Origin of the sequence: Microvirga terrae (assembly GCF_013307435.2) — a bacterium.
GTDB lineage: Bacteria > Pseudomonadota > Alphaproteobacteria > Rhizobiales > Beijerinckiaceae > Microvirga > Microvirga terrae.
The window spans coordinates 792,040-817,235 of record NZ_CP102845.1 but is presented as its reverse complement, the minus strand read 5'-3'; the positions used below and the strand labels follow the sequence as shown (position 1 = coordinate 817,235).

The 25,196-nt window shown below is 59.7% G+C and carries 28 protein-coding genes; 10 read left to right on the top strand and 18 right to left on the bottom strand.

The annotated features are described in order from the left end of the window. Nucleotides 1–72: 72 nt before the first annotated feature. Entirely contained in the window at nt 73–1,395 is a 1,323-nt protein-coding gene (fliI, locus tag HPT29_RS03835; protein WP_173950071.1) for a flagellar protein export ATPase FliI, read from the bottom strand. Nucleotides 1,396–1,403: 8 nt separating this feature from the next. Next, nucleotides 1,404–2,129 (bottom strand): flagellar basal-body rod protein FlgF, encoded by a 726-nt coding sequence (flgF, locus tag HPT29_RS03830; RefSeq protein ID WP_173950070.1) that lies wholly within the window; start codon nt 2,127–2,129, stop codon nt 1,404–1,406. A 202-nt stretch (nt 2,130–2,331) separates the two neighbouring features. Here flgF and motA point away from each other — a divergent pair, with 202 nt between their 5' ends. The 8 genes from motA to HPT29_RS03790 all read left to right on the top strand — a co-directional run bounded on the left by motA (nt 2,332) and on the right by HPT29_RS03790 (nt 8,284). Then, nucleotides 2,332–3,213, top strand: coding sequence for a flagellar motor stator protein MotA (gene motA, locus HPT29_RS03825; protein WP_173950069.1), 882 nt, complete (start codon nt 2,332–2,334; stop codon nt 3,211–3,213). Then, complete coding sequence (locus HPT29_RS03820) at nt 3,213–4,145, top strand: flagellar motor switch protein FliM (protein WP_173950068.1); 933 nt, start codon at nt 3,213–3,215, stop codon at nt 4,143–4,145. Before motA ends, HPT29_RS03820 begins: the two co-directional genes overlap by 1 nt. Further along, nucleotides 4,126–4,440 carry a hypothetical protein gene (locus tag HPT29_RS03815; protein ID WP_173950067.1) on the top strand — a complete coding sequence of 105 codons (315 nt, stop codon included), beginning with the start codon at nt 4,126–4,128 and terminating at the stop codon, nt 4,438–4,440. Before HPT29_RS03820 ends, HPT29_RS03815 begins: the two co-directional genes overlap by 20 nt. A gap of 11 nt (nt 4,441–4,451) precedes the next feature. Beyond that, nucleotides 4,452–4,817 (top strand): flagellar motor switch protein FliN, encoded by a 366-nt coding sequence (fliN, locus tag HPT29_RS03810; protein WP_247654768.1) that lies wholly within the window; start codon nt 4,452–4,454, stop codon nt 4,815–4,817. A 14-nt stretch (nt 4,818–4,831) separates the two neighbouring features. Then, nucleotides 4,832–5,860 (top strand): flagellar motor switch protein FliG, encoded by a 1,029-nt coding sequence (locus tag HPT29_RS03805; RefSeq protein ID WP_259060467.1) that lies wholly within the window; start codon nt 4,832–4,834, stop codon nt 5,858–5,860. Between the two features lie 137 nt (nt 5,861–5,997). Next, a complete protein-coding gene (flhB, locus tag HPT29_RS03800; protein WP_173950066.1) occupies nt 5,998–7,062 on the top strand; it encodes a flagellar biosynthesis protein FlhB in 1,065 nt (354 codons plus the stop codon). Further along, complete coding sequence (locus HPT29_RS03795; protein WP_210272464.1) at nt 7,059–7,562, top strand: BspJ family T4SS effector nucleomodulin; 504 nt, start codon at nt 7,059–7,061, stop codon at nt 7,560–7,562. Before flhB ends, HPT29_RS03795 begins: the two co-directional genes overlap by 4 nt. Nucleotides 7,563–7,597: 35 nt before the next feature. After that, nucleotides 7,598–8,284, top strand: a complete 687-nt coding sequence (locus HPT29_RS03790) for an AprI/Inh family metalloprotease inhibitor (RefSeq protein ID WP_173950064.1) — start codon at nt 7,598–7,600, stop codon at nt 8,282–8,284. 95 nt (nt 8,285–8,379) lie between these two features. On the opposite strand, the gene HPT29_RS03785 is transcribed toward HPT29_RS03790, so the two are convergent. The 16 genes from HPT29_RS03785 to flgB all read right to left on the bottom strand — a co-directional run bounded on the left by HPT29_RS03785 (nt 8,380) and on the right by flgB (nt 21,312). After that, nucleotides 8,380–8,994: a transglycosylase SLT domain-containing protein gene (locus HPT29_RS03785; protein WP_173950063.1), complete on the bottom strand. Its 615-nt coding sequence runs from the start codon at nt 8,992–8,994 to the stop codon at nt 8,380–8,382. Continuing rightward, the gene (locus HPT29_RS03780) at nt 8,948–10,006 is read right to left on the bottom strand and encodes a flagellar hook-length control protein FliK (protein ID WP_259060466.1); all 1,059 of its coding nucleotides are present in this window, start codon (nt 10,004–10,006) and stop codon (nt 8,948–8,950) included. Before HPT29_RS03780 ends, HPT29_RS03785 begins: the two co-directional genes overlap by 47 nt. A gap of 338 nt (nt 10,007–10,344) precedes the next feature. Next, on the bottom strand, nt 10,345–11,610 hold the full coding sequence (locus HPT29_RS03775) for a chemotaxis protein MotC (RefSeq protein ID WP_259060465.1): 1,266 nt from the start codon (nt 11,608–11,610) through the stop codon (nt 10,345–10,347). Then, the gene (locus HPT29_RS03770; protein WP_173950060.1) at nt 11,607–12,842 is read right to left on the bottom strand and encodes a MotB family protein; all 1,236 of its coding nucleotides are present in this window, start codon (nt 12,840–12,842) and stop codon (nt 11,607–11,609) included. The genes HPT29_RS03775 and HPT29_RS03770 overlap by 4 nt, the downstream gene beginning before the upstream one ends. A 6-nt stretch (nt 12,843–12,848) precedes the next feature. Further along, a complete protein-coding gene (locus HPT29_RS03765) occupies nt 12,849–13,493 on the bottom strand; it encodes a hypothetical protein (RefSeq protein WP_173950059.1) in 645 nt (214 codons plus the stop codon). Further along, the gene (gene fliF, locus HPT29_RS03760; protein WP_173950058.1) at nt 13,493–15,130 is read right to left on the bottom strand and encodes a flagellar basal-body MS-ring/collar protein FliF; all 1,638 of its coding nucleotides are present in this window, start codon (nt 15,128–15,130) and stop codon (nt 13,493–13,495) included. Before fliF ends, HPT29_RS03765 begins: the two co-directional genes overlap by 1 nt. A gap of 117 nt (nt 15,131–15,247) precedes the next feature. Then, nucleotides 15,248–15,985 (bottom strand): flagellar type III secretion system pore protein FliP, encoded by a 738-nt coding sequence (gene fliP / locus HPT29_RS03755; protein ID WP_173950057.1) that lies wholly within the window; start codon nt 15,983–15,985, stop codon nt 15,248–15,250. 67 nt (nt 15,986–16,052) lie between these two features. Further along, on the bottom strand, nt 16,053–16,562 hold the full coding sequence (locus HPT29_RS03750; protein WP_173950056.1) for a flagellar basal body-associated FliL family protein: 510 nt from the start codon (nt 16,560–16,562) through the stop codon (nt 16,053–16,055). Between the two features lie 24 nt (nt 16,563–16,586). Then, nucleotides 16,587–17,285, bottom strand: coding sequence for a flagellar basal body L-ring protein FlgH (flgH, locus tag HPT29_RS03745; protein ID WP_173950055.1), 699 nt, complete (start codon nt 17,283–17,285; stop codon nt 16,587–16,589). Beyond that, on the bottom strand, nt 17,282–17,761 hold the full coding sequence (locus tag HPT29_RS03740) for a MotE family protein (protein WP_432807275.1): 480 nt from the start codon (nt 17,759–17,761) through the stop codon (nt 17,282–17,284). The genes flgH and HPT29_RS03740 overlap by 4 nt, the downstream gene beginning before the upstream one ends. Nucleotides 17,762–17,793: 32 nt before the next feature. Next, complete coding sequence (flgI, locus tag HPT29_RS03735) at nt 17,794–18,894, bottom strand: flagellar basal body P-ring protein FlgI (RefSeq protein WP_432807274.1); 1,101 nt, start codon at nt 18,892–18,894, stop codon at nt 17,794–17,796. Next, complete coding sequence (gene flgA, locus HPT29_RS03730) at nt 18,894–19,355, bottom strand: flagellar basal body P-ring formation chaperone FlgA (protein ID WP_173950052.1); 462 nt, start codon at nt 19,353–19,355, stop codon at nt 18,894–18,896. Before flgA ends, flgI begins: the two co-directional genes overlap by 1 nt. A gap of 24 nt (nt 19,356–19,379) precedes the next feature. Then, nucleotides 19,380–20,168, bottom strand: a complete 789-nt coding sequence (gene flgG / locus HPT29_RS03725; RefSeq protein WP_173950051.1) for a flagellar basal-body rod protein FlgG — start codon at nt 20,166–20,168, stop codon at nt 19,380–19,382. Between the two features lie 10 nt (nt 20,169–20,178). Next, on the bottom strand, nt 20,179–20,508 hold the full coding sequence (gene fliE, locus HPT29_RS03720; protein WP_173950050.1) for a flagellar hook-basal body complex protein FliE: 330 nt from the start codon (nt 20,506–20,508) through the stop codon (nt 20,179–20,181). Nucleotide 20,509: 1 nt separating this feature from the next. Then, nucleotides 20,510–20,926: a flagellar basal body rod protein FlgC gene (flgC, locus tag HPT29_RS03715; protein WP_173950049.1), complete on the bottom strand. Its 417-nt coding sequence runs from the start codon at nt 20,924–20,926 to the stop codon at nt 20,510–20,512. Next, a complete protein-coding gene (gene flgB / locus HPT29_RS03710; RefSeq protein ID WP_173950048.1) occupies nt 20,926–21,312 on the bottom strand; it encodes a flagellar basal body rod protein FlgB in 387 nt (128 codons plus the stop codon). The genes flgC and flgB overlap by 1 nt, the downstream gene beginning before the upstream one ends. A 385-nt stretch (nt 21,313–21,697) precedes the next feature. Here flgB and HPT29_RS28785 point away from each other — a divergent pair, with 385 nt between their 5' ends. Both HPT29_RS28785 and fixJ read left to right on the top strand, forming a co-directional pair. Then, nucleotides 21,698–24,445: a PAS domain-containing sensor histidine kinase gene (locus HPT29_RS28785; RefSeq protein ID WP_173950047.1), complete on the top strand. Its 2,748-nt coding sequence runs from the start codon at nt 21,698–21,700 to the stop codon at nt 24,443–24,445. Continuing rightward, the gene (gene fixJ, locus HPT29_RS03695; protein ID WP_173950046.1) at nt 24,411–25,031 is read left to right on the top strand and encodes a response regulator FixJ; all 621 of its coding nucleotides are present in this window, start codon (nt 24,411–24,413) and stop codon (nt 25,029–25,031) included. Before HPT29_RS28785 ends, fixJ begins: the two co-directional genes overlap by 35 nt. The last annotated feature ends 165 nt before the right edge of the window (nt 25,032–25,196 follow it).

Here is a 25,196-nt window from a genome sequence, read left to right as displayed (position 1 = left end):
GCTGGACCTAACACCATGACGCTTGCGCGAGGCTGTATTCCGATCCAGTCCTAATGTGAGAGGTGAACAACTCTATTGTTTGAGGGCCTGTGCCAGGTCCATGAAGGCGTCTCGACTGGCGGGCATGGACGGATCCTGCCTGAGCGCTTCGTAGATCTTCGGGACGAGCACGACCGCTTGGTCGAGTTCCTGATCGTTGCCGGGATGATAGCCGCCCATGAGCCTGAGATCCCGTGTGTCCTCGTAGCGGGCAATCAGCCCGCGGAGGCGGCGAACCAGTTCCTTCTGGTCGGGAGACCAGACGTGGTCGGCCAGGCGCGAGATCGATCCCAGAACGTTGATGGCCGGGTACCGTCCCTGATCAGCGATAGCGCGATCCAGAACGATGTGACCATCGAGCGTGCCGCGAATGTTGTCGGCGACCGGGTCGTTGTGATCGTCGCCGTCGACGAGCACGGAGAAGATGCCCGTGATCGATCCTCGTCCCTCCTGTCCAGGCCCCGCCCGCTCCAGCAGCCTGGGCAGGTCGCTGAAAACGCTCGGCGTATAGCCGCGTGCGACGGCGGGCTCCCCTGCGGCCAGAGCGACGTCGCGGGCGGCATGGGCATATCTCGTGACCGAATCGACGATGAGCAGAACCGAGTCGCCGCAATCGCGGAAGTACTCGGCCAGCGCCACCGCCGTTCGGGGAGCCTGTCGCCGCATCATCGGGCTCTCGTCGCCGGTCGACACCACCATGATGGACTTATGCAAGTTCGCGTGAATGGGTCCTTCCAGGAATTCCCGGACTTCGCGACCCCGTTCTCCCACCAGCGCCACGACGATCGTGTCGAAGCCCTCACACTTGGCGAGCATGGTCAGAAGAGTGGACTTTCCGACGCCGGAGCCCGCGAAAATGCCGATGCGTTGCCCCTGACAGAGCGGCGTGAACAGATCGATGGCCTTGACGCCTGTCTTCAGGGGAGTCGTCACCCTGGCTCTCGTCATGGCGGACGGGGGCTCGGCATCGTTCCGGACCGGCCTGTGACCGGGAACCAGAGGCCCCAGATCGTCCAGCGGATCACCGAGAGCATTGATGACCCGCCCGCGCCAGCTGTGGTCCGGGCTCAAGGCCGTGTCGCCCAGGATGAAGGCGGGCGTTCCGATACCGGCTTCGATGCGCCCGTTGAAGGGCTTTATGGTGACCCCGCCGTCGTCGATTCGAACCACCTCTCCGGCCTGCGTCTTCTCATGCGCCTCAAAACCGACCCGATCGCCAAGCTTCACGAACTGGGACAATCCGGCAACGCGATAATAGCTCGGATTGACCTCGCGTATGGTTCCGCTGATCTGAACCTTCCGCCTGCCGGTGCCTTCGGTGAGGACGAACTCCTCGAGTCTTTGGAGAGCGTTCATCGCAGCCATCAGGAACTGGGGCCAAGGGTCCGGATGGCATCCATGAAGGTCGACTCGCTTTCTTGGATGCTCGTCGCCGCGCTATCGAAGTTCCTTTGCACCGCGATCATCTTCGTCATTTCGAGCACGGGGTTGACGTTTGATCCCTCGCTGAAGCCCTGCTGAACCCCGGTGGAGTTGAAATCCTGAACGACCTCTCCCGGAATGCTGGACATGACGCCGGAGTTTCCGAAACGGGTGAGGCGGCTGTCGTTCCTCAAATTGAAGAGACCGATGGCTCCAACCTGGTTGGTGCCCTGCATGATCGTCCCGTCGTGCCCGATCGTCGGCGAACCCGCCATCGGGTCGAGTGCGATGGGCGCGCCGCCCGCGTCCAGAACCTGATAGCCTTCAACCGTCAGAAGATCGCCATTCTCGTTCATCTTGAACCGGCCGTCGCGGGTATAGACCGCCCCGTTGGGCCCGTTGAAGGCAAACCAAGCCTCCCCCTGGATCGCGACATCGAGGGGGTTGTCGGTCTTCACGACGGGACCCGTTCGCCGAGACACGAAGTTCTGCCCGGAGGACGCGAAGGACACGTTCTCCTTGGCTGCGAGCGAGAGTATTTCCTCGAACTTGACCTCGTCCGCACGAAAGCCGCCCGTGTTCATGTTCGCAACATTGTTCGCTATCGTGTTCAGGCGCTTTTCCATGGCCACCTGGGCGGACAGCGCGACATAAAGCGAGGATTGCATGGAGGAGCTCCGGCCTTTTCTCATGAGGGCGGCCCAATAGCGCCAGCCCTGACGGCGCGGCATTCCATTTGCCGCATGAACTTGGCCAGAGGGGTAATCGAACAGCCTTGCACGAGGCTTGCTCCCTGGTTTCCAGCTTCGCGCAAGCCTCCGGGTTTAAGACATCCTCAACAAGTTGGACTTTCATAAAAGGACCGCGACTTTGGGCGTTTTGATCGGACTGGCAGTCGCCATCGGCTCGCTTGTGAGCGGCTATGTCGCCATGGGCGGTCATCTGGCCGTCATTTGGCAGCCTTGGGAATACGTGATCATCTGCGGGATCGCGATCGGCACATTCATCATCGCAAATCCCATGCCCCTGGTGAAGGATACCGGTCGGGCCGCGCGTGAGGCCATCTCCGGGGCCGTGCCGAAGAGAGATCACTATCTTGCAATCCTCGGCCTCCTCTATGCCCTCATGCGGGAGTTGAAGAACAAGCCGCGGAACGAGGTGGAAGGCCATATCGACCAGCCGGAAGAATCAGAGATCTTCAAGGCCTTTCCGGGCGTCCTCAAGGATAAGGATCTCACGCTCTTCATCTGCGACTATGCCCGGCTGATCATCATCGGCAATGCGCGTCCCCATGAAATCGAGGCTCTCATGGAAGAAGAGATTGCAACCCTCAAGCGTGATCGCACGAAACCTTATTACTCGATCAACACCGTGTCGGAGGCTCTCCCCGCTCTCGGCATCGTGGCTGCCGTCCTCGGGATCGTGAAGGCGCTCGGCGCCATCGATCAGTCGCCGACCATTCTGGGTGGGCTGATTGCCTCGGCGCTTGTCGGAACATTCGGCGGCATCTTCATCTCCTATGCCTTCCTGTCACCACTTGCGAACAAGGTGAAGGCGACACGGGAAAAGCAGACCCGCGTCTATGTCATCGTCAAGCAGGCCTTCATCGCCTACATGAACGGCGCTCTCCCGCAAATTGCCGTGGAGCATGGCCGCAAGGGCATCTCCGTGGAATACCGGCCGACCATCGACGAAGTTGAGACCGCGACGACGACCGGCGGCCGCTCCGAAGATCTGAAGGAGGCCGCGTGATGATGAGCGGATCCCATAGCGCCAACGACATCCGCGACATGCTTCTGGATGCAGCGGGCCTCTCCCTCGATCGCCTGCCGATGCTCCATGTGATCTTCGACCGCATGACGACCAGCTGCGCCGAGCACCTGCGCCACCTGGCAGCATCACCCATGTACTACTCGCTCAGCGGGCTTGAGAGCGGTCGCATCACCGAAATTCTGGAGATGTACGAGGCAAACGCAGTCGCGGGCATCTTCCATGCGCCGGAATGGGACAGCCACATCCTGATCGGCTTCGACCGGGACTTCATCTATACGATGGTGGAGGTTCTCTTCGGCTCCGACGGCTCCGAACCTCCCGTCGAGGAGGCGCGCGGCTTCTCGAGCATCGAACTCCGGATGGCTCAGACCCTTTTCGAGCACGTCGCGAAGGCTCTTCAGGCATCGTTCTCCCTGATCGTCGATACGAAGTTCAAGCTCGAGCGAATCGAGACCCGTATGGACTTCGCGGTCATCGGGCGGCGGAACAATCAGGCGGTGGCGGCGAAGTTCCTTCTCCAGGCGCTCAACCGCGGCGGCGAGATGTTCGTCATCATCCCGCAGTCCGTCCTCAACCCGATGCGGAAAGCCCTCTCTCATGTGGTGACCGGCGAATCATCGGGTCGTGACCCCCGGTGGATGAAGCAGATCGCCACGGAGGTGAAGAAGACGGAGGTTACGCTCAAGGCCGTTCTCGAGGAGCGGTTCCTCTCCCTGGGAGAGATTGCCGACCTCAAGATCGGAGACGTCATTGAACTGCAGGCGACCCCCCGCAGCCGCGTCAAACTTGAGAGCAATCAGCAGGGTCTTTTCTGGTGCCATATCGGCCAGTCAGAAGGGTCCTACGTTCTGAAGGTCGATGAGCTCATCGACCAGGAAAAAGAGTTTCTCGATGATGTCCTCCCTCGCTAACGCCGTCCTCTTCCTCGCCCTCGTGACGACCAGCGTCATGGTCGCCGTCATGTATCGCAAGCTCAAGAGGCTCGACCGGTACCATGCCGAGTATCAGCAGATCTTCGACAAGACCGGCGCGGCCTTGATGGCGGCTCAGGGGGCCGTTGCAACCTTCGGCACGGAAGGCAAGGAGACGCTCGTCCTGCTCGGTAAACGCATCGAGGAGGCCCAGGCGATCACCAGCCAGCTCGAGCACCTCCTGCAAGACGCACGCCAGCAGACCCAATCCCTCGCCCGCGCATCGCAACCATAAGGCCCATTCCCATGACGAACCCCTTCGAGCCCAAATCTCAGGACAAAGCCGTGTGGCAGCAGGACGCTGCTTTTGAAAGTTCTGCTCTGCAGGACGAAAAGCTGGGCGGCGGCAAGAACCTCGACTCGATCCTGCGCATTCCGGTCACCATTCAGGTCGTTCTCGGCTCCGCCACGATGCCGGTCGCCAACTTGATGAAGCTCGGCCGAGGTGCGATCGTTCCGCTGGACCATCGGGTCGGCGAACCGGTCGACGTGGTCGTGAACGGCCGCATCATCGCCCGGGGCGAAGTCGTTGTCGTCGAGGACGACAACTCCCGCTTCGGCATCTCGCTGACGGAAATCGTCGGCCCTCCGACCAACGATCTTAACGGCTAAGTTGGCTTCACGGCATGGTCGCTCACGTTCCCATGAAGGCGAATGGCACTAAGGTTCTGAAAGGACCCGAGCGCGTCGCAACCCTCCTCTTCGCCATGGGGAAGCCTGCAGCAAGCAGGATCCTCAAGCATTTCAACGAAGAGGAGATTCGTCTCGTCACCAAATCGGCCGCTCAGCTCGGGCCGGTGTCCCCGACACAGATCGAGCAGCTCGTTGAAGAGTTCGCGTCGAATTTCTCTGACGGAGCGGACCTGGTCGGCGGTGCGGCACACATCGAGAAGCTGCTTACGGGAATCCTGAGTCCGGAGCAGATCGCCAGCATCATGAACGAGGTTGTCGGAAACGCCAACCGAAGCATCTGGGAGCGAATCTCCACCGTCAGCGAAAGTGCGATTGCATCCTACCTGATGAAGGAGCATCCGCAGACTGCGGCTCTGATCCTGTCGAAGGTGAAGCCCTCCTGCGCGGCGAAAGTCATGACGCAGCTGCCGCAGCCACTGCGGAACAACCTCATGCGCCGGATGCTCAGCATGAAGCCGATCGTCGATGAGACGATGAAGAACATCGAGAAGACGCTTCATGAGGATTTCATGGCCAACTTCTCGAAGAATGCTGGTGCGGATACTCACGCGAAGATCGCCGACATCATCAACAAGATGGAACGGGATCACATGGAGGATGTGCTGACAAGCCTGTCGACCGTTCGCCCGAAATCGGCAGAAATCCTCAGAGGCCTGCTCTTCACCTTCGACGACATCGTGAAACTGACGCCCAAGGATCGCACGACCCTGTTCGATCAGGTCCCGCCGGATCGCGTCGTGCTCGCCCTCAAGGGCACGAACGACGAGTTCCGCAAGGTGGTTCTCTCGGCTCTCTCGTCGCGAGTTCGCCGTATGATCGAGCACGAACTCAACAGCAAGGAGCCGTCCGCACATCGCGATATCGCAGATGCACGGCGCAGCATCACGGACCTGGCTCTCGAGATGGCCGGTCGAGGAGAGATCGTCATCAACTCGGAGTCCGAGGAAGAGGCCTATTTCTAGAGCATCGAGGATTATGAGAGGATCTCCCCGCCGCGAGGCGCCTCACTTTCCGCCATGCGTCACCCAAGATCTGAGCATCGGGTCCGGAACGGTACCTGCCCTTCGAGTCCGATGCTCTCGCAGCCGAACCTTGGAACATGTCTGACACGGACGATAAGGACAGCAAGACAGAAGCGCCTTCCGATAAGAAAATTCGGGACGCGATCGAGAAGGGGAATATCCCGTTCTCGAGAGAAGCTCCCATGTTCGCTTCCCTTGTCGGGATCCTCCTCGTTCTGGCGTTCACGACCCGGAGCACGACGAGGAGCCTGACGGAGAAGCTCTCGCTGTTCGTCAATCGCCCTCAGGACTTCCGTCTCGATTCGGGCTCGGACGCGACCGCGCTGATACACGCGGTCGCCCTCGAGATTGGTCAGTTCCTGATCCCGGCAATCATCATCTTGGCCGCTTGCAGCCTCGCTGCATCGATATTGCAGAATGTCCCGTCCGTTGTCTCCGAGCGGATCAGACCGCAATGGAACAGAATATCGCCCGTGAGCGGCTGGAAGCGGATCTTCGGACGCCAAGGTTTAGTAGAATTTTCAAAGTCATTGTTCAAGTTTGCAACGATGACGCTCGTCAGCCTCCTGCTTCTGAAGTCGGAGCAATACAAGGTTTTGAATGCCATGATCACCGATCCCTCCCTTCTTCCGGAGCTGATGTTGACCATGGCCATGCGTCTTGTCTCGGCCATCGCCATCGCGACGATCGTTCTTGTTGCCGCCGACCTGCTCTGGGCTCGGTTCAAGTGGCACAGTGATCTGAAGATGACCAAGCAGGAGGTTAAGGAAGAGTACAAGCAGATGGAGGGCGATCCGATGGTCAAGGCACGGATGCGCTCCCTGGCGCAGGACCGAAGCCGCAAGCGGATGCTGGCGGCGGTGCCAAAGGCGACGTTCGTGATCGCCAATCCGACCCACTTCGCGATTGCCATGCGCTACGAACGCAGTGAAGCCAGCGCCCCGATTGTCGTCGCGAAGGGCAGGGATCTCATCGCCTTGAAAATCCGCGAGATTGCCGAGAATAGCGGCATCCCGGTCATTGAAGACAAGCCTCTGGCAAGGTCCATGTACGACCATGTCGAAGTCGACCGAATGATTCCTCCCGACTTCTACAAGGCCGTCGCCCAGATTCTATTCTACATCCTCACGAGGTCTAAATGAGAAGCCTTCGCACCGTCGAAGTTGCGGCTCCGCTGAGAGAGCATTGGGATATGCAAGCCTTCGAGGAGGTTTTGGCGTGCAATATCAAGGACGTCATCGCTGATTTCTGCCTGACGGACGCAGAGATCATCCGCTTTTATGCCGACAATCAGCTGCACGGCAACATGGACGAGATGGTAACATCCTCCGCGGAACTCTACTTCAAGGGTGAGACACTGTCATATGGTTACGTCGCCCATGTCAGTGCCGAACGGGAAGATGCAAAGCATGTCGTTCTCGACATGGAGTTCGTGCACGACTCGGTCACCGTCTTCTTCAAGATCATTTTCGGCAACTACGACATCGGAGTCCAAATCAGCGAAGTGCTTCTGGACACGGCGATCTGCCAATCCGACTTCAACCCATCATCTTTCGAGATGATTCTCTCGTCCGCCCGCCTGAGGCCCCTGCCGGCCCGGTTCAAGTCCTCCTATTGCCCTGCCGGCGCGTTGCGCCATTGACCATGGCTGATCCCAGTGCGATGCAGCGCAAAGTCTTGACGACGACAATTCTGCTGACGGTGGCAGGCACGATCTCGGCCTGCAACGGAACGGGGGCGTCGTATGATCACGGGCCGTGGGGCACGGCGCGCGGCCGCACGACCTACCCGGAATATTCTGCGCCCTGGAGCCGACAGGCCGTCGGGCCAGCCTATTATGCGGTCGCCGAGCCTGCCACGGTCGCGACCAGGATTCCGGAGCTCGATGTCGTGCGTCCGGCACGGTCTCAAGACGTTCAACTCGAAATCGATATGGACCCTCCTGCCTCGGCGCCGGTCGTTGGCACCCTAGAGCCCTCCGGCAGCCCGGTTCCGGTGGAGCCGGCTCCGTCGAGCAGCGCTCCTGTCTCGACCGGCCAAAGTTCTGCCGGTTCCACGTCCAGTCCACCAGGGGTTTTCGCCGCTCCGCAGCGCGCCTCTTCCTACGCGGGCGCCTGGAAGGCCAGTGTCGACGCATCCACCTGCAAGGTGCAGCTGTCGAGCGTCCCATCCCTGGATCTTTACAGGGCATCGACGCAAGGATGCGCCCACGAGGGCATGCGAAGTGTCAATGGCTGGAGTTTCCGTGACAACCAGGTGATCCTCTTCTCACGCGGCCAGCCGGTTGCCCGGTTGGCGGGAGCCGAGGCCGCACTTGCCGGACACTTGAATGGTACCGGCTCCGAAATCCGCATGACGCGTTAGCGCCAGTGCGAGGGCAGGGGCCCGCATCGGCACAATTGTCGGTCTGGTGTCCGAGGTTGTATGACAGGACGCCTTGATAAGGGAGGCTCGGCGCATCAGCCGTCTGAGGCGGTCTGTCCGGCGCTCAGGCCCGGGGCATCCGCACAGAAGGTCCGGGCTCCGGGCGTCCATTGACCGAATCCGGTCGCCACCATATTGGCGATCACCCGGCACACGTAGCGCTTTTGGGCCGGGTCATTGTTTGGCCCGGCATGATAGCGGGCGACGGCCATCGTCCATGTCTCGTGCCGTGCCTTGAGTTCGCGCAGAAAGCGTGCGGCGTACTCGACGTTGGTGCGTGGGTTCAACATGCTCTCAAGCGACGGGAAATTCTCGCGGTGGTAGAGATGGTTGATCTGCATGCAGCCAAGATCGATGAGCCTCGCTCCACCTCGGCTGGCTTCCTCGAAGCGTTGCGTCGCCTCGGCCGCGGTGTTCGAGAAGACAGCCTTTCCTTCAACGTTCATGGCATAGGGCTGCAGGCTGCCGCGCCGACCCGTTTCGGTGAGGCCGACGGAGTAGAGCATGCCCAACGGGACCCCGTACTTGGACGCGGCTCGCATCATCTCCCGCTCACACAGGCCGGACGGTGACTGCGCGAGGGCGGGCAGCACAGCACCCGGACTAAAGGTAGATCCCGCCAGTACGGCTGCTGCCAGGGTTCGACGCATCTTTCCCGTCGTTAGGGAGGTCCAGCCTGCCACCGGCATGGCGGTTATCCTGGTGACGGGGTGAATTGCCCTGCCCTGCTCCCGCACCTTGGTCAAAAGACTGTCCCTGTGTCTGATTGCCTTGAGGAGGACGTTGGAACGAGGCGCGGTCATGGGAGGAAGCTTCGGTGGATTGAATGGTGATCACGTCGGGACGGTAGCCGGACGCTCTCAGGAGGTTCGACAGCTTCTCCGCGTCATGGCGCAGAAGGTCTACGGTTTCGTCGTTCTGGGCCTGGATTTCCATCTCGATGCTGTCGCCGGCAAGCCGCATCCTGATCGTCACCAGGCCGAGCTCCGCCGGCTTCAGCTGAAGATCCAGGACCCGCAGGACGCCAGCAGACGCTCTCGCGGTGGCGACCCGGTTCAATCCGTTCTGTTGGAAGGTTGGTGCTTGGGGTTCCGACACGCTCTTGGCGTCATCGACGATGGACTTGGCGAGATGCTGAAGCGTCGAGGGCGGGAGAGACGGAGCCTCGGCTTTCGCCGCTCCGATGGACGACTGCTTCTGCAGCTCGGCATGATCGGGAGCACGATCGAAGGATCCGCGTCTGACGACGTCGTCCTCTTGCTCTTTGGCGGCATTCACTGCGCCGGTCAGACCGCTCGAACCTTGGGCGGCTCCTGCAGTGGCGTCCGGGTGCGGGCTCTTCACAGCTGCCCCCTTGGACTTCCCGATCAGCGGAGCGCCCGTGGTGAGATCGAGCTCTTCGCGAGGCGCTGCGGCTTCTGCCTCGAGCGAAGCATCGTTCAGTCCTTCAACGATAGGTCTGAAATGGGTTTCCTGGTTCTGAACTGCGATCGAGAGCTTTGACGCGGACCCCGTTGTCGTCGAGCTCAGCTCGTCCGTCTCTTGTGGCGACATTGCAAGATAGGGGGATGCAGACGATGCACCTGGCTGCCCCGCGTCGGGATGTCCTTCCGCGGCTGTTCTCGCCAGTATCCGGGGAAGGATGCTCTCGAGAAGCGACATCGCGGGAATTCCAGACGGAAGAACCGGACTGCCCGTAGAGTTACCGCTGGTCGTTACCTCAGGAAGGAGCGCCTGTAGCGGGTCGGTTCCCGCATTCACTTCGGAATCAGCCTTGTCCGGCTCGCTGTTTGAGAGCCCAGTCTCTTCGGAGATCACCAGTCCCTCTCGCTGCGGACGACCAGAGAACCCGTCCAGCAGTGAGGCGAAGTCGGATGACTGAGCGGTTCCAGCACCGTCCTGTGCATCCATGACGGTGGCTGGATTGCGCGACTGGGCGTCCACAAGCCTAGGTGTTGCCTGCGATAATAGATCTAATCGGCTCATGGGCTCTTACACGCTTAATTCTTGATCAGTCTATCGACGCGACTTAAGGCGTCACGTGCCTTAGATAGCGCCTGAAGCTTTTCCAGCCCTTGCGCGGAATCAGGACTGGCCTGCGATCCTTCGACAGTGAGCGTGGCCTGTATCGGCTTCGTTGCTCCTCCCTGCGCGGATCGAACTTCGGGTACTTTGCGTATCTCGGCAGCCATCGCGAGGGCGGATTTCAGCAGGTCGACGTCGCTCTCCGCAAGAAGGGACTGATCAATGCCATGAAGATCATTGACGGCACCATCGATAGCTTGAGGTGACGTGATCAACGATGCTGCCCGGTAGAGATTTGCTCTTGCAGCACTGACCTTGTCCGATCCTACCAGTTCCTGTGCCTTATCCGCCATCATCCGGGCCGAGGTCGTGAATCCCTGTTCGATGGACGATCGCGCTGCCAAGAGATAGAGGTCGCGCCGTGCGTCTGGCTCGAGTTCCGACATCATCGCAACCGCGCCGTCAAACCGGGAGGCTTCCTTTCCGAAATCGACCCGCGTGAGCGCTGAAGCCAATCGCTGTCGGAAGTTGCCGGCATAGATCGAATGCCGGTAGCGCCGCAGATAGTCAGTCGCGAGCGACTGGAACTTCGCCATGTTGTTCGTCTGACTTGCCACAAAGACTTGCCTGCGCAGGGCCGCCTCCTCAAGGAGCGTGCCGGGTGCCTGGAGCCGGACAAAATCCAGTAGCTCGTCCGATTTCGCAACGTTCTTCCGGACCATGAGCGCTGCCTGCACGAGTGCCAGCTGCGCCCCGAGGGTGGGCGGAAGGGAATGAGGATCCAGGGACACGAGTGAGTTCTGCGCGGCCTCCTCCCTGCCCTCGACATAGGCGAGCGCGCCCTCGATCAAGGGCCTGTCGTTCTCTGTGATCGCTGCGGAGCCCAGATCCAGGAGCTTTCTCAGGATGCCGGGATTTCCGCCACTCAGGACGAAAGACACTGCCGCTCGGACATTCTTGCCCGACTGCCAGGTTTCGGGTTCCAGATTCATGAATCTGGTGTCCAGAATTTCCAGCAGACCGCGTTGCCCGAGATGGGCCTCCGTGGAGCCTATCGCAATCTGATCCTGCATCAGATGCAGCGTTCGCACGAGCTGCACCGGACTGGGAACCGTCGAGGACGGTGCACTCTGTTCGACTGTCGCCTCGGATGGGGCCACGTTCTCACCCATTGCCGCATCGGCTGCGAAGAGCCAGGAGATCGCAATGAGGGGCAGTGAAAGACGTTTCAACGGGATCACTCCTGCAGAAGGATCTCGACGCGGCGATTCTGATCGGCATTCGGATTATTCGGAACTTTGGGATCCCGATCCGCATGCCCCTCGACCCGCACGATCCTGCGCTCGCTCAGCCCACCTCGAACAAGCATGTACAGCGCCATCTGAGCTCGCGCCTGGGACAGCCGCCAGTTGTCGTAGGTGGCAGACTTGAACGGACGAGCATCCGTATGACCGCGAATCACGATTTTGCCCGGACGGGACTGCAGGATCCTCGCAATCTCGGCCATGGCCCGCACGACCTTTGCATGCGGTTCGGCCGAGCCGACGGCAAACATCGTGAAGTCGAAGTCATCGGTCAGGCTGATCAGAGTTCCCGCGCCGGTCCGGCGAACCTCGATATGCGGCTGCGGTGTCGCATCCTTCGATGGTTGTACGGCCTTGAGGATCTCTCGTTTCAGTTCAGCAGCCTTCATGTCCGCGGCCGTTGCTGCGCTGGCATCGCTATCGGAGGCCTGAGCTCCCGGGTCGGAAGCGGTCCCGTTCGCCTGCATATCGCTTCCCTCGTTTGACGCCGATGGCTTGGCGGCAGTCTTGGAATCAGGGCGGCCGCCCGTGGCGGGCTTCTGGCTCAAAGCCGCAACCGCATCCATGACGGCCTTCGAAGGAGCCGGAGCTGCGGTGCCCGGCTTTGAAGGCGTGTCAGTCTTCAGCTCGTCAACCGGAGCCACTTGCCAGTAGAGCGGGTCGAAGGGATCCCTAAAAGCCTCGCCCGCCTTGAGGCCCGGCACATCGCTCTCACCCGGGGTGACGTCCGCACCCAGTGTGTCATGGGGGTTCACTTCGACCTCGTCGGCGATCTTGGCAAGAACGGCATAGGGATCCTGGAAGAGCGCGCCCTCTTTGAAGCGGGGCTTTCGCAGCTGGTGCGACTTTCCTCCCGTTCCCTCGCCGCTTCCCTTCTCCTTGCCGTCCTTCGTATTGTCCGTTTCGTTGTCGGGCGGCACAGTCTGCGGATCGTCGAGCCCTTTCTTGTTTGGAGTCGACTGGGCCAGTTGAACGGGATTGAAGTAGTTGGCGACACCGCTTCGCGTCTCCTCGTCGGTCAGGCTGATAAGCCACATCACGAGGAAGAACGCCATCATGGCCGTCATGAAGTCCGCATGAGCGATCTTCCAGGCGCCTCCCTTGACGACATCCTCGCTGTCATCGTTCCGACGAACGATGACGATCTCCTGCTTATCTGAACTCGCCATCGGTCATCAGCTCTCTAACGTCTGGGCCAGCCGCGAGGCCCAGGAACTCAACTGCGTTTGAACGAATGTGTCTTGAGCGGTCGCGCTGACCTCGATTTGGTCGCTCGGAACAAATTCGATCGAGCTCCCATAGCTTTCGAGATGGGGCTTCATGGCGGAAAGGAGATCGTCCGGTCCCGAGATCGTCAAAAGCCTCTCACCTCGCCCGGCGAGCAAGGCTGCGAGCACATCCTTGAACTCGGCGAGAGTCTGCTGGCGATAGGCCTCCGATACGAAGGGCCTGAGGACATTTGCAACCCGCTCCGAGACGCTCAGATCGATGTGGTCGATCGCCTCTGAGATCCGAGCTGACAGCTGCTGAGCCTGCTGCTCCGTCCAGAGGGCTCGCTGAGCGTCCATATGCTCTGCATGGCGGGCCCGCTCGGCCGCGATGGCATCCTCGAGCATCCTGCGGGCCGTCTCTTTCTCCTCGGCTCTGATCCTTGCCTCTACCGATCTCACGAGCTCCGCCTGTCGATCCACAGCGGGCTGCTGCGGTTCGGGAACCGGTTCGGGCGCTACTTTCGCGGTCCGCAAGAGGCTGATGCCCGAGACGTCGCCGGCGGCCGGACTTGAGAAATCCGCCAAGAGGCTGGCTAGCGTTCCGGCCATTACGCAGCCTCCCGCCCGAGCCATTGTTTGAGAACGGCTGCAGCCTGTTCCTCACTCAGTTCGATGATCTGCTCGAGCTTGCGCTGCGGAGTCCTCGGCATCTCGATGAGATTCTGTTCATCGAGATCGGATGCAATTTGCAGAGCAGTCTCCTTGCTCGCCTCGAGAGCCTCCTCCGCCTCTGCCGCGGCCAGTGCCGCCGCCTGCTCACGCTGGAGCTCGAGTTCGGCTTGGTGACGGGCCATGAGCATGCGAACGGCCGGGCGCAGTCCGAACCAGATCATCATCGCGCACAAGGCCAGGATGGTCAGTGCGTTGACGACCGTCCCGAACTGACGCATCAGGATCTCTGCAAGCGACGGGCCAGGGACGGGCTGAAGCATTCCGCTGTCGTCGACGAAGCTGACGGCAGCAACCTTGATCTGATCGCCGCGAGGTTTGCTGAATCCTGCAGCAGAGGACACGAGCTGCTCGATTTCCGCAACCTTGGCATCCATTTCGGCCGGGGTCGCATTCTCGCCCAGCAGCGATGCGATCCGGGATTTGTTGACCAGGACGGCCACGGACAGGTTCTTGATCTGATATCCGTCGCTGATCGTCTGGATTGTCTTCGAGGAGATCTCGTAGTTCGTCAGCTCTTCGCGGCGCTGGTTGTCTTCGCTCGAGCTGTCGCCCGACTCGCTCCGAACATTCTCTTCGGGAAGATTCTGCTGAACAGTGGTCGGCTTCTGGCCGCTCTTGTTCTGCGAAACTTCCGTCTCCTTGATGGTGCGGGTGGAGCGCTCGACTTTCGACTCCGGATTGAAGATCGTTTCATTCGTGCTGATCTTGTCCGTGCTCAGGCGCGCAGCCACGCTGACTTCGAAGTTGCCGGTCCCGAGGTAGGGAGCCAGGGTGCGACGCACATTGTCCTGGATTTCCAGACCAACGCTCTTCTCGAGGCGAGCCATTTTTCCGGTCGATGCATTGGCCGCATCGTCTCCGGACATCAGGAGAGTCCCCTCCGTGTTCATGACGGTGACCTTGTCGACAGCCATGCCTGGAATGGCGGCGGCGACGAGATGCCTGATCGCCTGAGCCGACGATGCGTCGTCCGCCGGTACGGTCCGGATGACCACGGAGGCGGATGGCGGCTGCTGCTCGCGGCGGAACGAGCCACGATCTGGCAGAACAATATGAACTCGCGCGGCCTTGATACCCTTCATGCCCTGGATCGTGCGGGCAAGCTCTCCTTCAAGGGCTCGCACTTTGGTGACCTCCTGCATGAAGGAGGTCAGCCCGAGCGAGCCGAGGTCGTTGAAGAGCTCGTAACCGGACTTGGTACTGTGCGGCAGCCCTTTCTCGGCCAGCAGCATCCGAGCCTGCGCTGTATTGCCGTAGCTGACGAGGAGAGCCGTTCCATCGGCGCTCACGTCGAAGGGTATACCGGCATCCTTCAGGACAGCTCCCATGCGTCCGACATCCTCACGGTCAAGGCCCGTGTAGAGCGTCTCTTGGGCAGGCCGGCTGAGGTAATAGGTGCCGATACCCACGGACAGGAAAACCGCAAGACCGATTGCGGCTAAGGCAGCCAGGCGACGCGCGCCCAGCAGCATTAAACTACTCCATAATCTTTCGGCGTGTTGACGACCAGGCATAGAGGATCTCGGTACTGATAAGAGGTGTCGAGATCACTTGTGCTTCGTTAACCTTGTGCGAAGGTTGCCAGCCTTGCCTCGCAGCGCGGATTTATGTCCTGCGAAGTCGGGCGGGGATCAGAAATAGGAGCGCACCAAGCCGCTCACGAGGATGTTCCAGCCGTCGATGAGGACAAAGAACAGGATTTTGAACGGAAGAGCCAGAACCGTCGGAGGCATCATCATCATGCCCATCGACATGACCAGTGTTGCTACGATCATGTCGATCACGAGAAACGGCAATGCGATCAGGAAGCCGATCTCGAAACCGCGCCGGAGCTCGGAGATCATGAAAGCGGGAATGAGGATTCGGAGGTCGATCTTCTCACCCTCGGCGGGCTTGGGATAATTGACGGCAGCCAGATCGCTGAACATCTGGAGATCCTTGGGCCGCACATGGGTCAGCATGAAGTCGCGGAAGGGCTCCGTCGTCTTGGTGAATGCCTCCGCTTCCGAGATGCGGTTTTCCGTCAAAGGCCTGACTCCGTCATTCCAGGCCCGGTCGAAGGTCGGCCCCATGACGAAAAAGGTCATGAAGAGGGATAAGCTGATCAGGAATATGTTGGCAGGTGTGCTCTGGAGGCCCAGGCCCGAGCGCAGGAACGAGAAGGCGACCACGAACCGGGTGAAGCTGGTCACCATGATCAGCAGACCTGGCGCCAGGGACAGCACGGTCAAGAGGACGACGAGCTGGATGATTCGGCCGCTGACGGCGCCGTCGCCAGGCGGAAGGAGGGCCTCCAGACCTGCGATCTGAGCGTGGGCGCTCGTTGCCGCCAGGAGGAACGTTATGGCGAATATGAAACGACGGAGCATCACTATATCTTTCAGGAAATCAGATGGCAGTCACCCGGGAGCGGGCGAGCGCAGCAATGTCGGCAAATTACTGAACGATCAATGTTTCGAGCACCAGCTCCCGGATGGCTCCCTTCGAACGCAGTCTCGCGCGTTCGTTGAGGTCTTCACGCAGGTGGAGAAGACCGCTGGGACCCTGGATCTGAGCCAATGACATCGTGCGGATATAGGACAACATGTCCTGCCGGGCCTCGGCGACAAGAATATCGGGGTTATGGTCACCGCCCGGCTGGTAGACAATGGACGCCTCGATCCGGACCCAGTCGGTCTCCGAACCGGCGAGGTTGGTGACGACTGGGGCGAGCTTCTTGACTGCGACGTTTCCTGTGTAGGGGCTGACGACTTCCGCCTTGTGCGGCAGGGCCTTATATTTTTCCTCAACCTGCTTTTCGATGCCGGACACCATCACCAAGCCGAATCCGCCACCGATGGCGGCCGACAGGAGCGTCAGGAGGCCGAGCGTCAGGAGCCATCGGAGCGATCCTTCTTTGCTCGGCGCGCTTCCGGAAGGCGCTGGAAGTTCTAGGGCCTTGGCCATTCTTCTCTCGTCTTGATGATCTGTCTAGAAGGGCGCCACGACATCATAGATCTGCTGTCCATAGGCGGGCTGCTGGACTTCCATCAGGCGTCCACGGCCGCCATAGGACACCCGAGCCTCGGCAATCTTGTCGTAGCTGATCGTATTCTTCGGCGAGATGTCTCGCGGGCGCACGATGCCGGCAATGTTCAGGATGCGGAGCTCATAGTTGACGCGCACTTCCTGAGATCCACTGATCACGACATTTCCGTTCGGCAGGACCTCGTTGACGACCGCAGCGACGGAAAGGCGCAGCTTCTCGGACCTGTCGATCGTGCCCTGCCCATTCGACGAGGACGAGGAGTCGACACCGAAATCCCCGGTTCCATCGGCGTTCCATCCCTTGAACGAGAAGGCGTAATCCAGCCCGGCGCTGATCGAGGACTTCCTTGACCGATCGCTCGCATTGTCGAACTCGGCCTTATCGTCGATCTGGATGTTCACCGTGACAATATCGCCGACCTGCCTGGCTCGCGGACTCGTAAAGAGATCCGCGCTGGCATTGCTCCAGGTCGAGTTCGCCGCAGACCTGCCGCCCGCCTTGAACAGATGAGGAAGCGGCTCACGGTCGACCGCGATTCCCGAACCGACGGGTGTCATGACCGGCTCACGTCCAATTTCCTCGGGCCTCGTTGCGCAGGCACCGAGGAAACACAGGCCGACAATCAAGATGATGTGTTTCAATTCTGCCTCACGGTGTTCTTGTCCCGCTTCGGGGCATCGGTGATGACATTAGCCAATTGAGCCGCCCGTCCAGGTTCCATTTCGTTCAGGACGGCGCTTGCCACCCGTGGATTGAGCTTGGCGATGACGGCCGCAGCGATTTCCTCATCCATGTTGGTGAGCTGCAATGCAGCGGCATCGGGGCGCATGCGCGAATAGATCAGGACGATGGTCTCATCGGCCTTCTCTAGAACTTCGTTACGGCGCCTGAGCCACTCTTCGTATTCGGCGCGCTTGGATTCCAGAACCTTGATGCGGCTCTCGATCTCCTTCTCCATGTCGGCGAGCGCCTGCTTCTGAAGTGCAAAGCGAGCGTCCGACGCGGCATCGGCAATGTTGGCGCAGTACTGGTTGTTCTTGGCATCCGGCTTCGCGTCCTGCGCCCAGGCCGCCTGATAGAGTGCTGCTCCGGCGAGCATGCAGGCGGCGAGCGCCATCGGCTGAAACGCCTTGATGATCGTCGATTCGGTCATTGGATCACCAGTTCTGCTTGCAGTGCCCCAGCCGTCTTCACGGCCTGGAGAATAGCGATGACGTCGGAAGGCTTGAGACCCATTTGATTGAGGCCTTTGACGAGGGTCTGCAGATCCGCTCCTCGTACGATGGCAAGGGGCACCCTCTCCTCCGCGGCCGTGATCTGGGTGCGAGGTACGACGACAGTCTGGCCCATCGAGAATGGGTCCGGCTGCGATACCTCCGGAGTTTCCGTCACGCGGATCGTCAAAGCACCATGCGTGATCGCCACTGTGGAGATCTGGACATTCTTTCCGATCACGACCGTTCCGGTCCGTTGATCCACAACGATCCGGGCCGGCGTGTCCGGTCTGATCTCGAGATCCCCCAGTTCAGCAATGAACCGTGTCGCTGCGACGTTCTTCGGCTTCTGCAGTACGACGGTCCGGAAGTCGCGAGGGGACGCGACGCGCGCACCATACCGCTGCTGGGCATATTGGTTGATAGCATCGGTGATGAGAGTCGCGGTCTTGTAATCGGGGTTTTTGAGTTCGAAGGCCATCGGCCCGACAGTGTTGAACCCGCCTTGGACTTCCCGCTCGATCAGGGCGCCGTTCGGGATGCGCCCTGCGGTCGCGACCCCTGAAGTCAGCGTCTCCGCTTGGCCCTGTGCGGAGAAACCGGATACGGCGATGGCTCCTTGGGCGACGGCATAGACCTGTCCGTCTCCACCCTGCAGGGCCGTGAGCATCAGAGTGCCCCCCTTCAGGGACGTTGCATCCCCCATTGATGTAACCGTCACATCGATGCGGGATCCTGCGCCCACGAACGGAGGAAGGTCGGCCGTAACGATGACTGCCGCAACGTTGCGGGTGCGCAGGTTGATATCACGGACATTGACGCCCATCCGGTCCAGCATCGATTGCAGCGATTGTTCCGTGAATTGGGAATTGCGAAGCGTATCGCCGGTGCCCTGGAGACCCATCACGAGGCCATAGCCAATCAGCTGGTTGTCGCGCACGCCCTGAACGGCCGCCACGTCCTTGATGCGCGTCGCAGCGTGGCTCTGGAAGGAGACGAGAACAGCGAGAAGGAAAAGAATCGAGCGTAGCATCATCAAAATCCGATTCGGACTCGACCGTCGGGCTGGACCCGGCCGGTAATGATTCGGCCGCTGTCGACGTTCTTGACCTGGATCGTCTCTCCCAAGGTTCCCGATTGCAGCGGGATCCCGGTTCCCATGATCGCCAGGCCGCCTTCTTCGAAAACGATCTGGGTTTGAACACCCCGCGTTACGAGCTTCGGATCGTCGACGGCATTCATCGGAATAGGCTCCCCAGGGAGAAGAGTTCGGCGGGCCATCTTACCTGCAAGGACCCGGGGAGATTCAATGACGGCCGTCCGATAGCGATAGTTTTCGGGAAACGTTCGATCCTTGAGCATCGACTCGGTGATCGTGTCGCCGGCATAGATCGTGATTGAAGGCACCGGGAGGATACGCTCTTCAGCTAAGGCAGCCCGAGATCCCGCCGAAACCAGGGTGGCTACCGAAAGTGCGATGTGGAAGAGATGCTTCATGAGACTATCACCCGGCCGCCTGTCTTAGCGGATCCCCTTGGAAACCGTCCCCGCCATATCGTCGGCAGCCTGGATCACCTTCGAATTCATTTCGAAGGCGCGCTGGGCCGAGATCAGGTTGGTGATTTCCTTGATGGGATCAACGTTGGAAGCCTCAAGGTAGCCCTGATGGATCTTGCCAAAACCGGGATCGGACGGAATGCCGGTCGCCGGCGCGCCGGACGCCAGGGTCTCGCGATAGTAATTGCTGCCGATCGGCTCCAGGCCGGCGTCGTTGGCAAAGTTCGCAAGCGTCAGCTGACCAAGATTCTGCGGCTGGGCCTGTCCGTCGATCTTAGCGAAGACCTCGCCGGACTCGTTGATGGTAACGTCGAGCGTGTTCGCGGGAATAATGATCGGGGGGTTAAGCGTGTAGCCGTCGAGAGTGACGAGCTGCCCGTCACCGTTCTTGTTGAACGATCCCGCTCGCGTATAGACGATTTCCCCGCTGGGGGCATTGACCTGAAACCAGCCGCGGCCGTTGAGGGCGAGATCGAACTGGTTCGACGTATTCGTCAGCGATCCCTGCCGATGCAGATTACGGATAGCTGCGGTCTTCACGCCAAGGCCCAGCATTGCTCCCTCCGGCACCGGGCTTGAGCCTGCCTGGTTCGGAATGGCTTGGGAACGCTCGGTTTGATAGAGCAGATCCGTAAACTCAGCCCGAGCTCCTTTGAAGGCGGTGGTGTTCACGTTTGAGATATTGTTTGCAATGACTTCGACATTCAGCTGCTGTGCATTCATGCCTGTTGCAGCGATTGCGAGCGCTCTCATCTGAATCTCCTTAAATCGCCATCCGGGCAATTTCTTGATATGCCGCAACCACCTTGTCGCGGATGGCAATGGCCGTCTGAAGGGTCTGCTCGGCCGACATGACGGCTTCAACGACTTGCTGCACCGAGGCTTTGCCTTGGATCCCGGCGATGGATGCGGCCTCGCCAGCCTTCATGGTATCGACCGCCGAGGTCGCCACTTGAGCCATCGTTTCGCTGAAGCTTGCCTGGGACGCGCCTGACACCGCTCCCGCGGCCGGGGGCGCCCCGAAGGTGGGGATCGCAGCGACCGCCGCGGGACGGTCGATCATCGAGGAGATTGAGGAAACTGCACTGACCATATCAGCCTCTCATGAGATCGATTGTTGCAGAGATCATGGCTCTGGCCTGCTTCATCATCTGCAGGTTTGCCTGATAGGATCGATTGGCCTCCCTCATGTCCGCCATCTCGATCAGCATGTTGACGTTGGGCTTTTTGACCATGCCGTTCTCATCCGCAGCTGGGTTGCCCGGATCGTACTCGACCGGAAACGCGGACTCATCCTGCCCCACGTCTTTGACCGTGACCGAGGCCGCTCCAAGAGTGCGGTCGAGTTCGGACTTGAAGGTGATGGTCTTGCGGGTATAGGGATCCGCCCCCGGCGTGCGGCCGGTGGATTGGGCATTCGCGATGTTCTCGGAGATCACACGGAGGCGGGCAGACTGCGCCTCCAGACCCGAGCTCGATAATTTGCCTGATGCAACCAGGGGATCGATCATTACGAAGTCCTCACGCTCGACATCAGCATTCTGTGGAATGACTTGACGATGCTTGTGTTCAGTGAATGCTGCCGATTGACCTCACCGGCCTTGATCAGTTCCTGCTCGACGCTGACGGAATTCTTGGAATAAACCGTGTCCCAGCTGTCGGCCTTCTTGACTTTGCTGGCTTCCGCCTTGGAGGGAGTAAAGCCAATATGACTGGTATTCGTTGCGGCCATCGCCAGTTTGGTTTTATCCAGAACGTCGGCGAACGGCTCGACATCCCTGGCGCGGTAGCCGGGAGTGTTGGCGTTGGCAACGTTTCCGGAAATAGTCGTTTGGCGAGCGGCTAGCCACTGGGCCTGTCGCGATGCCAAGTCGAACAGATAGACAGGTGCCGTCACAGAGGTCTCCAGGCAAGTATTGTAAAGAGGCGTTTAACCTTCCAACCTTGCATGAGGCTGACTTGCCGGCGTGACGACAGTTCCTTGAGTCCATGGTTTCAGTCCGAATTCCGAAGGAGCCGACCATGGCTTCTCAAAGAGTGCGACAACCGAACTGACTGTTGTTGCACGTTGTAACTTTACAACGGAGAGCGGTTCTTGAGACGCCGGCGCGATAATGTCGCAACAGCGTCCTATGCTTTTTCGATTGCTGATGACGCGGCATTCGTGTCATCGCACCGATGACTTTCATTGCCGAACGGGCATATCACTATTACTAGTCACGGCGCTTCTGCGCCGCTAGACTTCGTTCCTGCATGCAACGCAGCACATGGGTTGGGGGGTAATGACTCATACTTCTGCGTTAACAAACGGATTCGATACGCGCTCAGGTCGAGAGGTGCGACCGATTGCGGATGCTGATCGCGTGCTGCATTCGATTCGCGACTTTGCTCTGATCACACTGGATATGACAGGGAATATCGTATCCTGGAATCAGGGTGCGGAGCATATCTATGGCTGGGCGTCTCTGGAGGCTCTGGGGCGACACTTTTCGATATTGTACCCGCCCGATGCAGTCAGCCGAGACAAGGCGCTTGAAGGCTTCCGAGTAGCCAAGAAACTCGGACATTATGGAGATCAGGCCCGCTGCACGACCAAGAGAGGTGGCCATCTCCTTTGCAGGATAACCATCGACGCTGTCGAGGACGGATCCGGGAACATATGTAACTATGTCCTGACATCCCGTGATGTCAGCCGCTTCATGGCCGCAGAAGCGGCTCTGAGAACTCAGGAGGAGCGATACCGAGCTCTCATCGAAGCAAGCGCGGCAGTGGTCTGGCGAGCCTCACCAACTGGTTCGATCATTGACGGGGCCTTAGGTTGGGGAGCCCCTGACGGCCAATTCCTGAACGACCTCACGGATTTTGCCTGGCTTGAGAATGTCCACCCTGAGGATCGCGCACGCGTCACGTCGGCTTGGCTGGAGACGCTTGCATCCGAGAAAGCCGGCACGATCGAGTATCGTGTCGGTGAGCCGAACGGCGAGTATCGCTGGGTTCTGACGAGAGCCGTTCCCCTTCGGGATCTCGATGGTGTCGTGCAGGAATGGGTTGGTACGGTCGCTGACATTCATGAACAGAGGGCAGCAGCCGAGCGACTTCGTCGAAGCGAGGAGCAGTATCGGGCTCTGATCGAAGCGAGTGCCGCCATTGTCTGGCGCGCAACGACGGACGGTTTGATCACGAAGGTGTGGGGTTGGGAAGCATTCAGTGGTCAAGCCAAGGGGGATTACACCGGCTACGGGTTCCTGGAGGCCGTCCACCCAGATGATCGGGAGAAGTTGCAAAGCCAATGGCAGGTGGTTCGGACCTCGGACGAGCCACGCGTCTTCGAATATCGTGTTCGACATTCGGATGGGATGTATCGATGGGTGCTGATGAGAGCCGTCCCGCTTCTGAATGAAGATGGACATGTCGTCGAGTGGGTCGGCACGGTTACTGACATCCATGACCAGCGGCTCGCGGAAATGAAGCTTCGCAGCAGCGAGGAACGCTTACGCTTGGCCATTGAAACGACGGCTCTCGGCATCTGGGACCAAGACCTTGTCACCGGCCGGCGTCAATGGACACCGGAGGCGTGCCAGATCTTGGGCTTGCCACCAGATGCCGAAATCACCCGCGACGTTGTTCTCGGCTGTGTTCACCCGGACGACCGCGCGCAAATGGAAACGACTTTCTATGGCAGTGGACCTGACACCAGCTTGACCTATAGCGGCACCTTCCGGGTCATTCGTGCCGATACGGGGAACGAGCGCTGGGTCACAGCCATCGGTCGCACGATGATCGATGAGAATGGCCGGCCTGTTCGTAAGATCGGTACGATCCAGGACATCACGGAGCGCAAGCTTGCGGAGAATGCCCTGCTGTCCAGCGAGGAGCGGCTACGAACGAGAGAGGCTCACCTGAGATCCATTCTTGAAACCGTTCCGGATGCTATGATCGTTGCCGATGAGAGCGGCATTATCCGCTCCTTCAGTGCCACGGCTGTCCGCATGTTTGGCTACCGTCCGGAAGAAGTCATCGGAACAAGTGTCAAATTTTTGATGCCCCTCCCCTACAGGGAGCAGCATGATGGCTACATCCGTCGGTACCGTGATACAGGAGAGCGCCGCATCATCGGGAGCGGCCGTGTGGCCGTGGCTCAGCGAAAGGACGGCTCGACCTTTCCCATGGAAGTTCAGGTTGGCGAGATGGAAGCCGATGGTGAGCGTTTTTTCACGGCCTTCATTCGTGACCTGACCGAGCGCCAACGGACCGAGACAAGGATGCAGGAACTGCAATCCGAGCTTGCCTATATGTCTCGTTTCACAGCATTGGGTGAGATGGGATCGACGCTGGCCCATGAAATCAATCAACCTCTGACGGCCATCACCAGCTATCTCAAAGGCTGTGGGATGATCCTGAGTAACATCGAGGGCGACAAGGTTGCTCTTGTCCGGCATGCTGTGAATGAAGCGGCCGAAGAGGCTTTACGCGCGGGCGAGGTCATCCGGCAGTTGCGCGAGTTCGTCGCTCGGGGAGGCAGTGAACACCAGATTGAAGGTTTGCAGCGACTTGTCGAGGAAGCCAGCGCCTTGGCTTTGGTGGGAGCCAAGGAGAAGGAGATCAAGGTCGAGTTTGATTTCCCGTCCGAAAACCCGCTGGTCTTCGTGAACCGTGTCCAGATCCAGCAGGTTCTGCTCAATCTCATCCGCAACGCCATTGAAGCGATGCAGGACGTGAGCCTGCGTGAGCTGACGATCAGGGCCAGAGCCCTACACTCCGAATCTCTCGTTCAAATCAGCGTTCAGGACACCGGATCGGGTATTGCGCCGGAGATCTTGAAGAACCTGTTCAAGCCGTTTACGACCACGAAACAGAGTGGCATGGGGGTCGGCCTCTCGATCAGCCGAACGATTGTCGAGTCGCACGGGGGCAAGATCTGGGCGGAATCAACCCCCGGCGAGGGAACAACCTTCCATTTCACTCTTAGAACTGTCGACAAGGAGGACATGGCCAGTGTCGAACACGCCGATCGTGTATGTGGTGGATGATGACGTTGGAGTTCGCAAAGCTCTCTCGTTTCTGCTGGTATCGGCTGGCCTGAACGTTCGTCTTTACGACTCCGCGAAATCGTTTCTCGACGAGGTTCAAGATCCAGGCCGATGCTGTATCGTTACAGATGTTCGGATGCCTGGCGTCGATGGTCTGGAGTTCATCCGGCGTCTCCACAGTCGCGGGCTCAATGTTCCGGTCGTCGTTATGACGGGTCATGCCGACATTCCTCTTGCCGTCGAGGCGATGAAAGCAGGTGCGATCGACTTCCTCGAGAAGCCCTTCCGGGAAGACCGGTTTCTGGAGGTCGTGCGCTTCGCTCTGGTATGCGACGAGAAGAGCGTCCGTAAGAACCAGGAACTGCTTCGGACGCAGGCTCGTCTGCAATCGCTGTCGCAACGGGAGCGCCAGGTGCTCGACGGCCTCGTTGCTGGAAAAGCCAACAAGATGATTGCCCATGAGCTGAACATCAGCATCCGCACCGTGGAAATCCACCGCTCCAATGTGATGTCGAAGATGGAAGCGAAAAGTCTCTCCGAGCTGATCCGCATGGCGCTGTTTCTCGAAGTCGCAACTGGAAACTAGATATCTGCGTCCGGATGAACACGGCAAGCGTCCATCGAGATCCTGGAATCAGCGCAGCGAACAGGCTCTCTCGTCATTGCCCGTTCTTCAGTCCGGTTCCGAATGTCCGGTCGTCGCACAGCAATCGCACTCAGCAAGGTTTTACGATAAGGCTTTGGTATCTGC

Coding starts and splice junctions, on each gene's coding strand:
- fliI (WP_173950071.1), bottom strand. CDS start 1,395: ATGAACGCTCTCCAAAGACTCGAGGAGTTCGTCCTCACCGAAGGCACC.
- flgF (WP_173950070.1), bottom strand. CDS start 2,129: ATGCAATCCTCGCTTTATGTCGCGCTGTCCGCCCAGGTGGCCATGGAA.
- HPT29_RS03820 (WP_173950068.1), top strand. CDS start 3,213: ATGATGAGCGGATCCCATAGCGCCAACGACATCCGCGACATGCTTCTG.
- HPT29_RS03815 (WP_173950067.1), top strand. CDS start 4,126: ATGATGTCCTCCCTCGCTAACGCCGTCCTCTTCCTCGCCCTCGTGACG.
- fliN (WP_247654768.1), top strand. CDS start 4,452: ATGACGAACCCCTTCGAGCCCAAATCTCAGGACAAAGCCGTGTGGCAG.
- HPT29_RS03805 (WP_259060467.1), top strand. CDS start 4,832: ATGGTCGCTCACGTTCCCATGAAGGCGAATGGCACTAAGGTTCTGAAA.
- flhB (WP_173950066.1), top strand. CDS start 5,998: ATGTCTGACACGGACGATAAGGACAGCAAGACAGAAGCGCCTTCCGAT.
- HPT29_RS03795 (WP_210272464.1), top strand. CDS start 7,059: ATGAGAAGCCTTCGCACCGTCGAAGTTGCGGCTCCGCTGAGAGAGCAT.
- HPT29_RS03785 (WP_173950063.1), bottom strand. CDS start 8,994: ATGCGTCGAACCCTGGCAGCAGCCGTACTGGCGGGATCTACCTTTAGT.
- HPT29_RS03780 (WP_259060466.1), bottom strand. CDS start 10,006: ATGTCGCTTCTCGAGAGCATCCTTCCCCGGATACTGGCGAGAACAGCC.
- HPT29_RS03770 (WP_173950060.1), bottom strand. CDS start 12,842: ATGGCGAGTTCAGATAAGCAGGAGATCGTCATCGTTCGTCGGAACGAT.
- HPT29_RS03765 (WP_173950059.1), bottom strand. CDS start 13,493: ATGGCCGGAACGCTAGCCAGCCTCTTGGCGGATTTCTCAAGTCCGGCC.
- fliF (WP_173950058.1), bottom strand. CDS start 15,130: ATGCCTGGTCGTCAACACGCCGAAAGATTATGGAGTAGTTTAATGCTG.
- fliP (WP_173950057.1), bottom strand. CDS start 15,985: ATGCTCCGTCGTTTCATATTCGCCATAACGTTCCTCCTGGCGGCAACG.
- HPT29_RS03750 (WP_173950056.1), bottom strand. CDS start 16,562: ATGGCCAAGGCCCTAGAACTTCCAGCGCCTTCCGGAAGCGCGCCGAGC.
- HPT29_RS03740 (WP_432807275.1), bottom strand. CDS start 17,761: ATGGCGCTCGCCGCCTGCATGCTCGCCGGAGCAGCACTCTATCAGGCG.
- flgI (WP_432807274.1), bottom strand. CDS start 18,894: ATGATGCTACGCTCGATTCTTTTCCTTCTCGCTGTTCTCGTCTCCTTC.
- flgA (WP_173950052.1), bottom strand. CDS start 19,355: ATGAAGCATCTCTTCCACATCGCACTTTCGGTAGCCACCCTGGTTTCG.
- flgG (WP_173950051.1), bottom strand. CDS start 20,168: ATGAGAGCGCTCGCAATCGCTGCAACAGGCATGAATGCACAGCAGCTG.
- fliE (WP_173950050.1), bottom strand. CDS start 20,508: ATGGTCAGTGCAGTTTCCTCAATCTCCTCGATGATCGACCGTCCCGCG.
- flgC (WP_173950049.1), bottom strand. CDS start 20,926: ATGATCGATCCCCTGGTTGCATCAGGCAAATTATCGAGCTCGGGTCTG.
- HPT29_RS28785 (WP_173950047.1), top strand. CDS start 21,698: ATGACTCATACTTCTGCGTTAACAAACGGATTCGATACGCGCTCAGGT.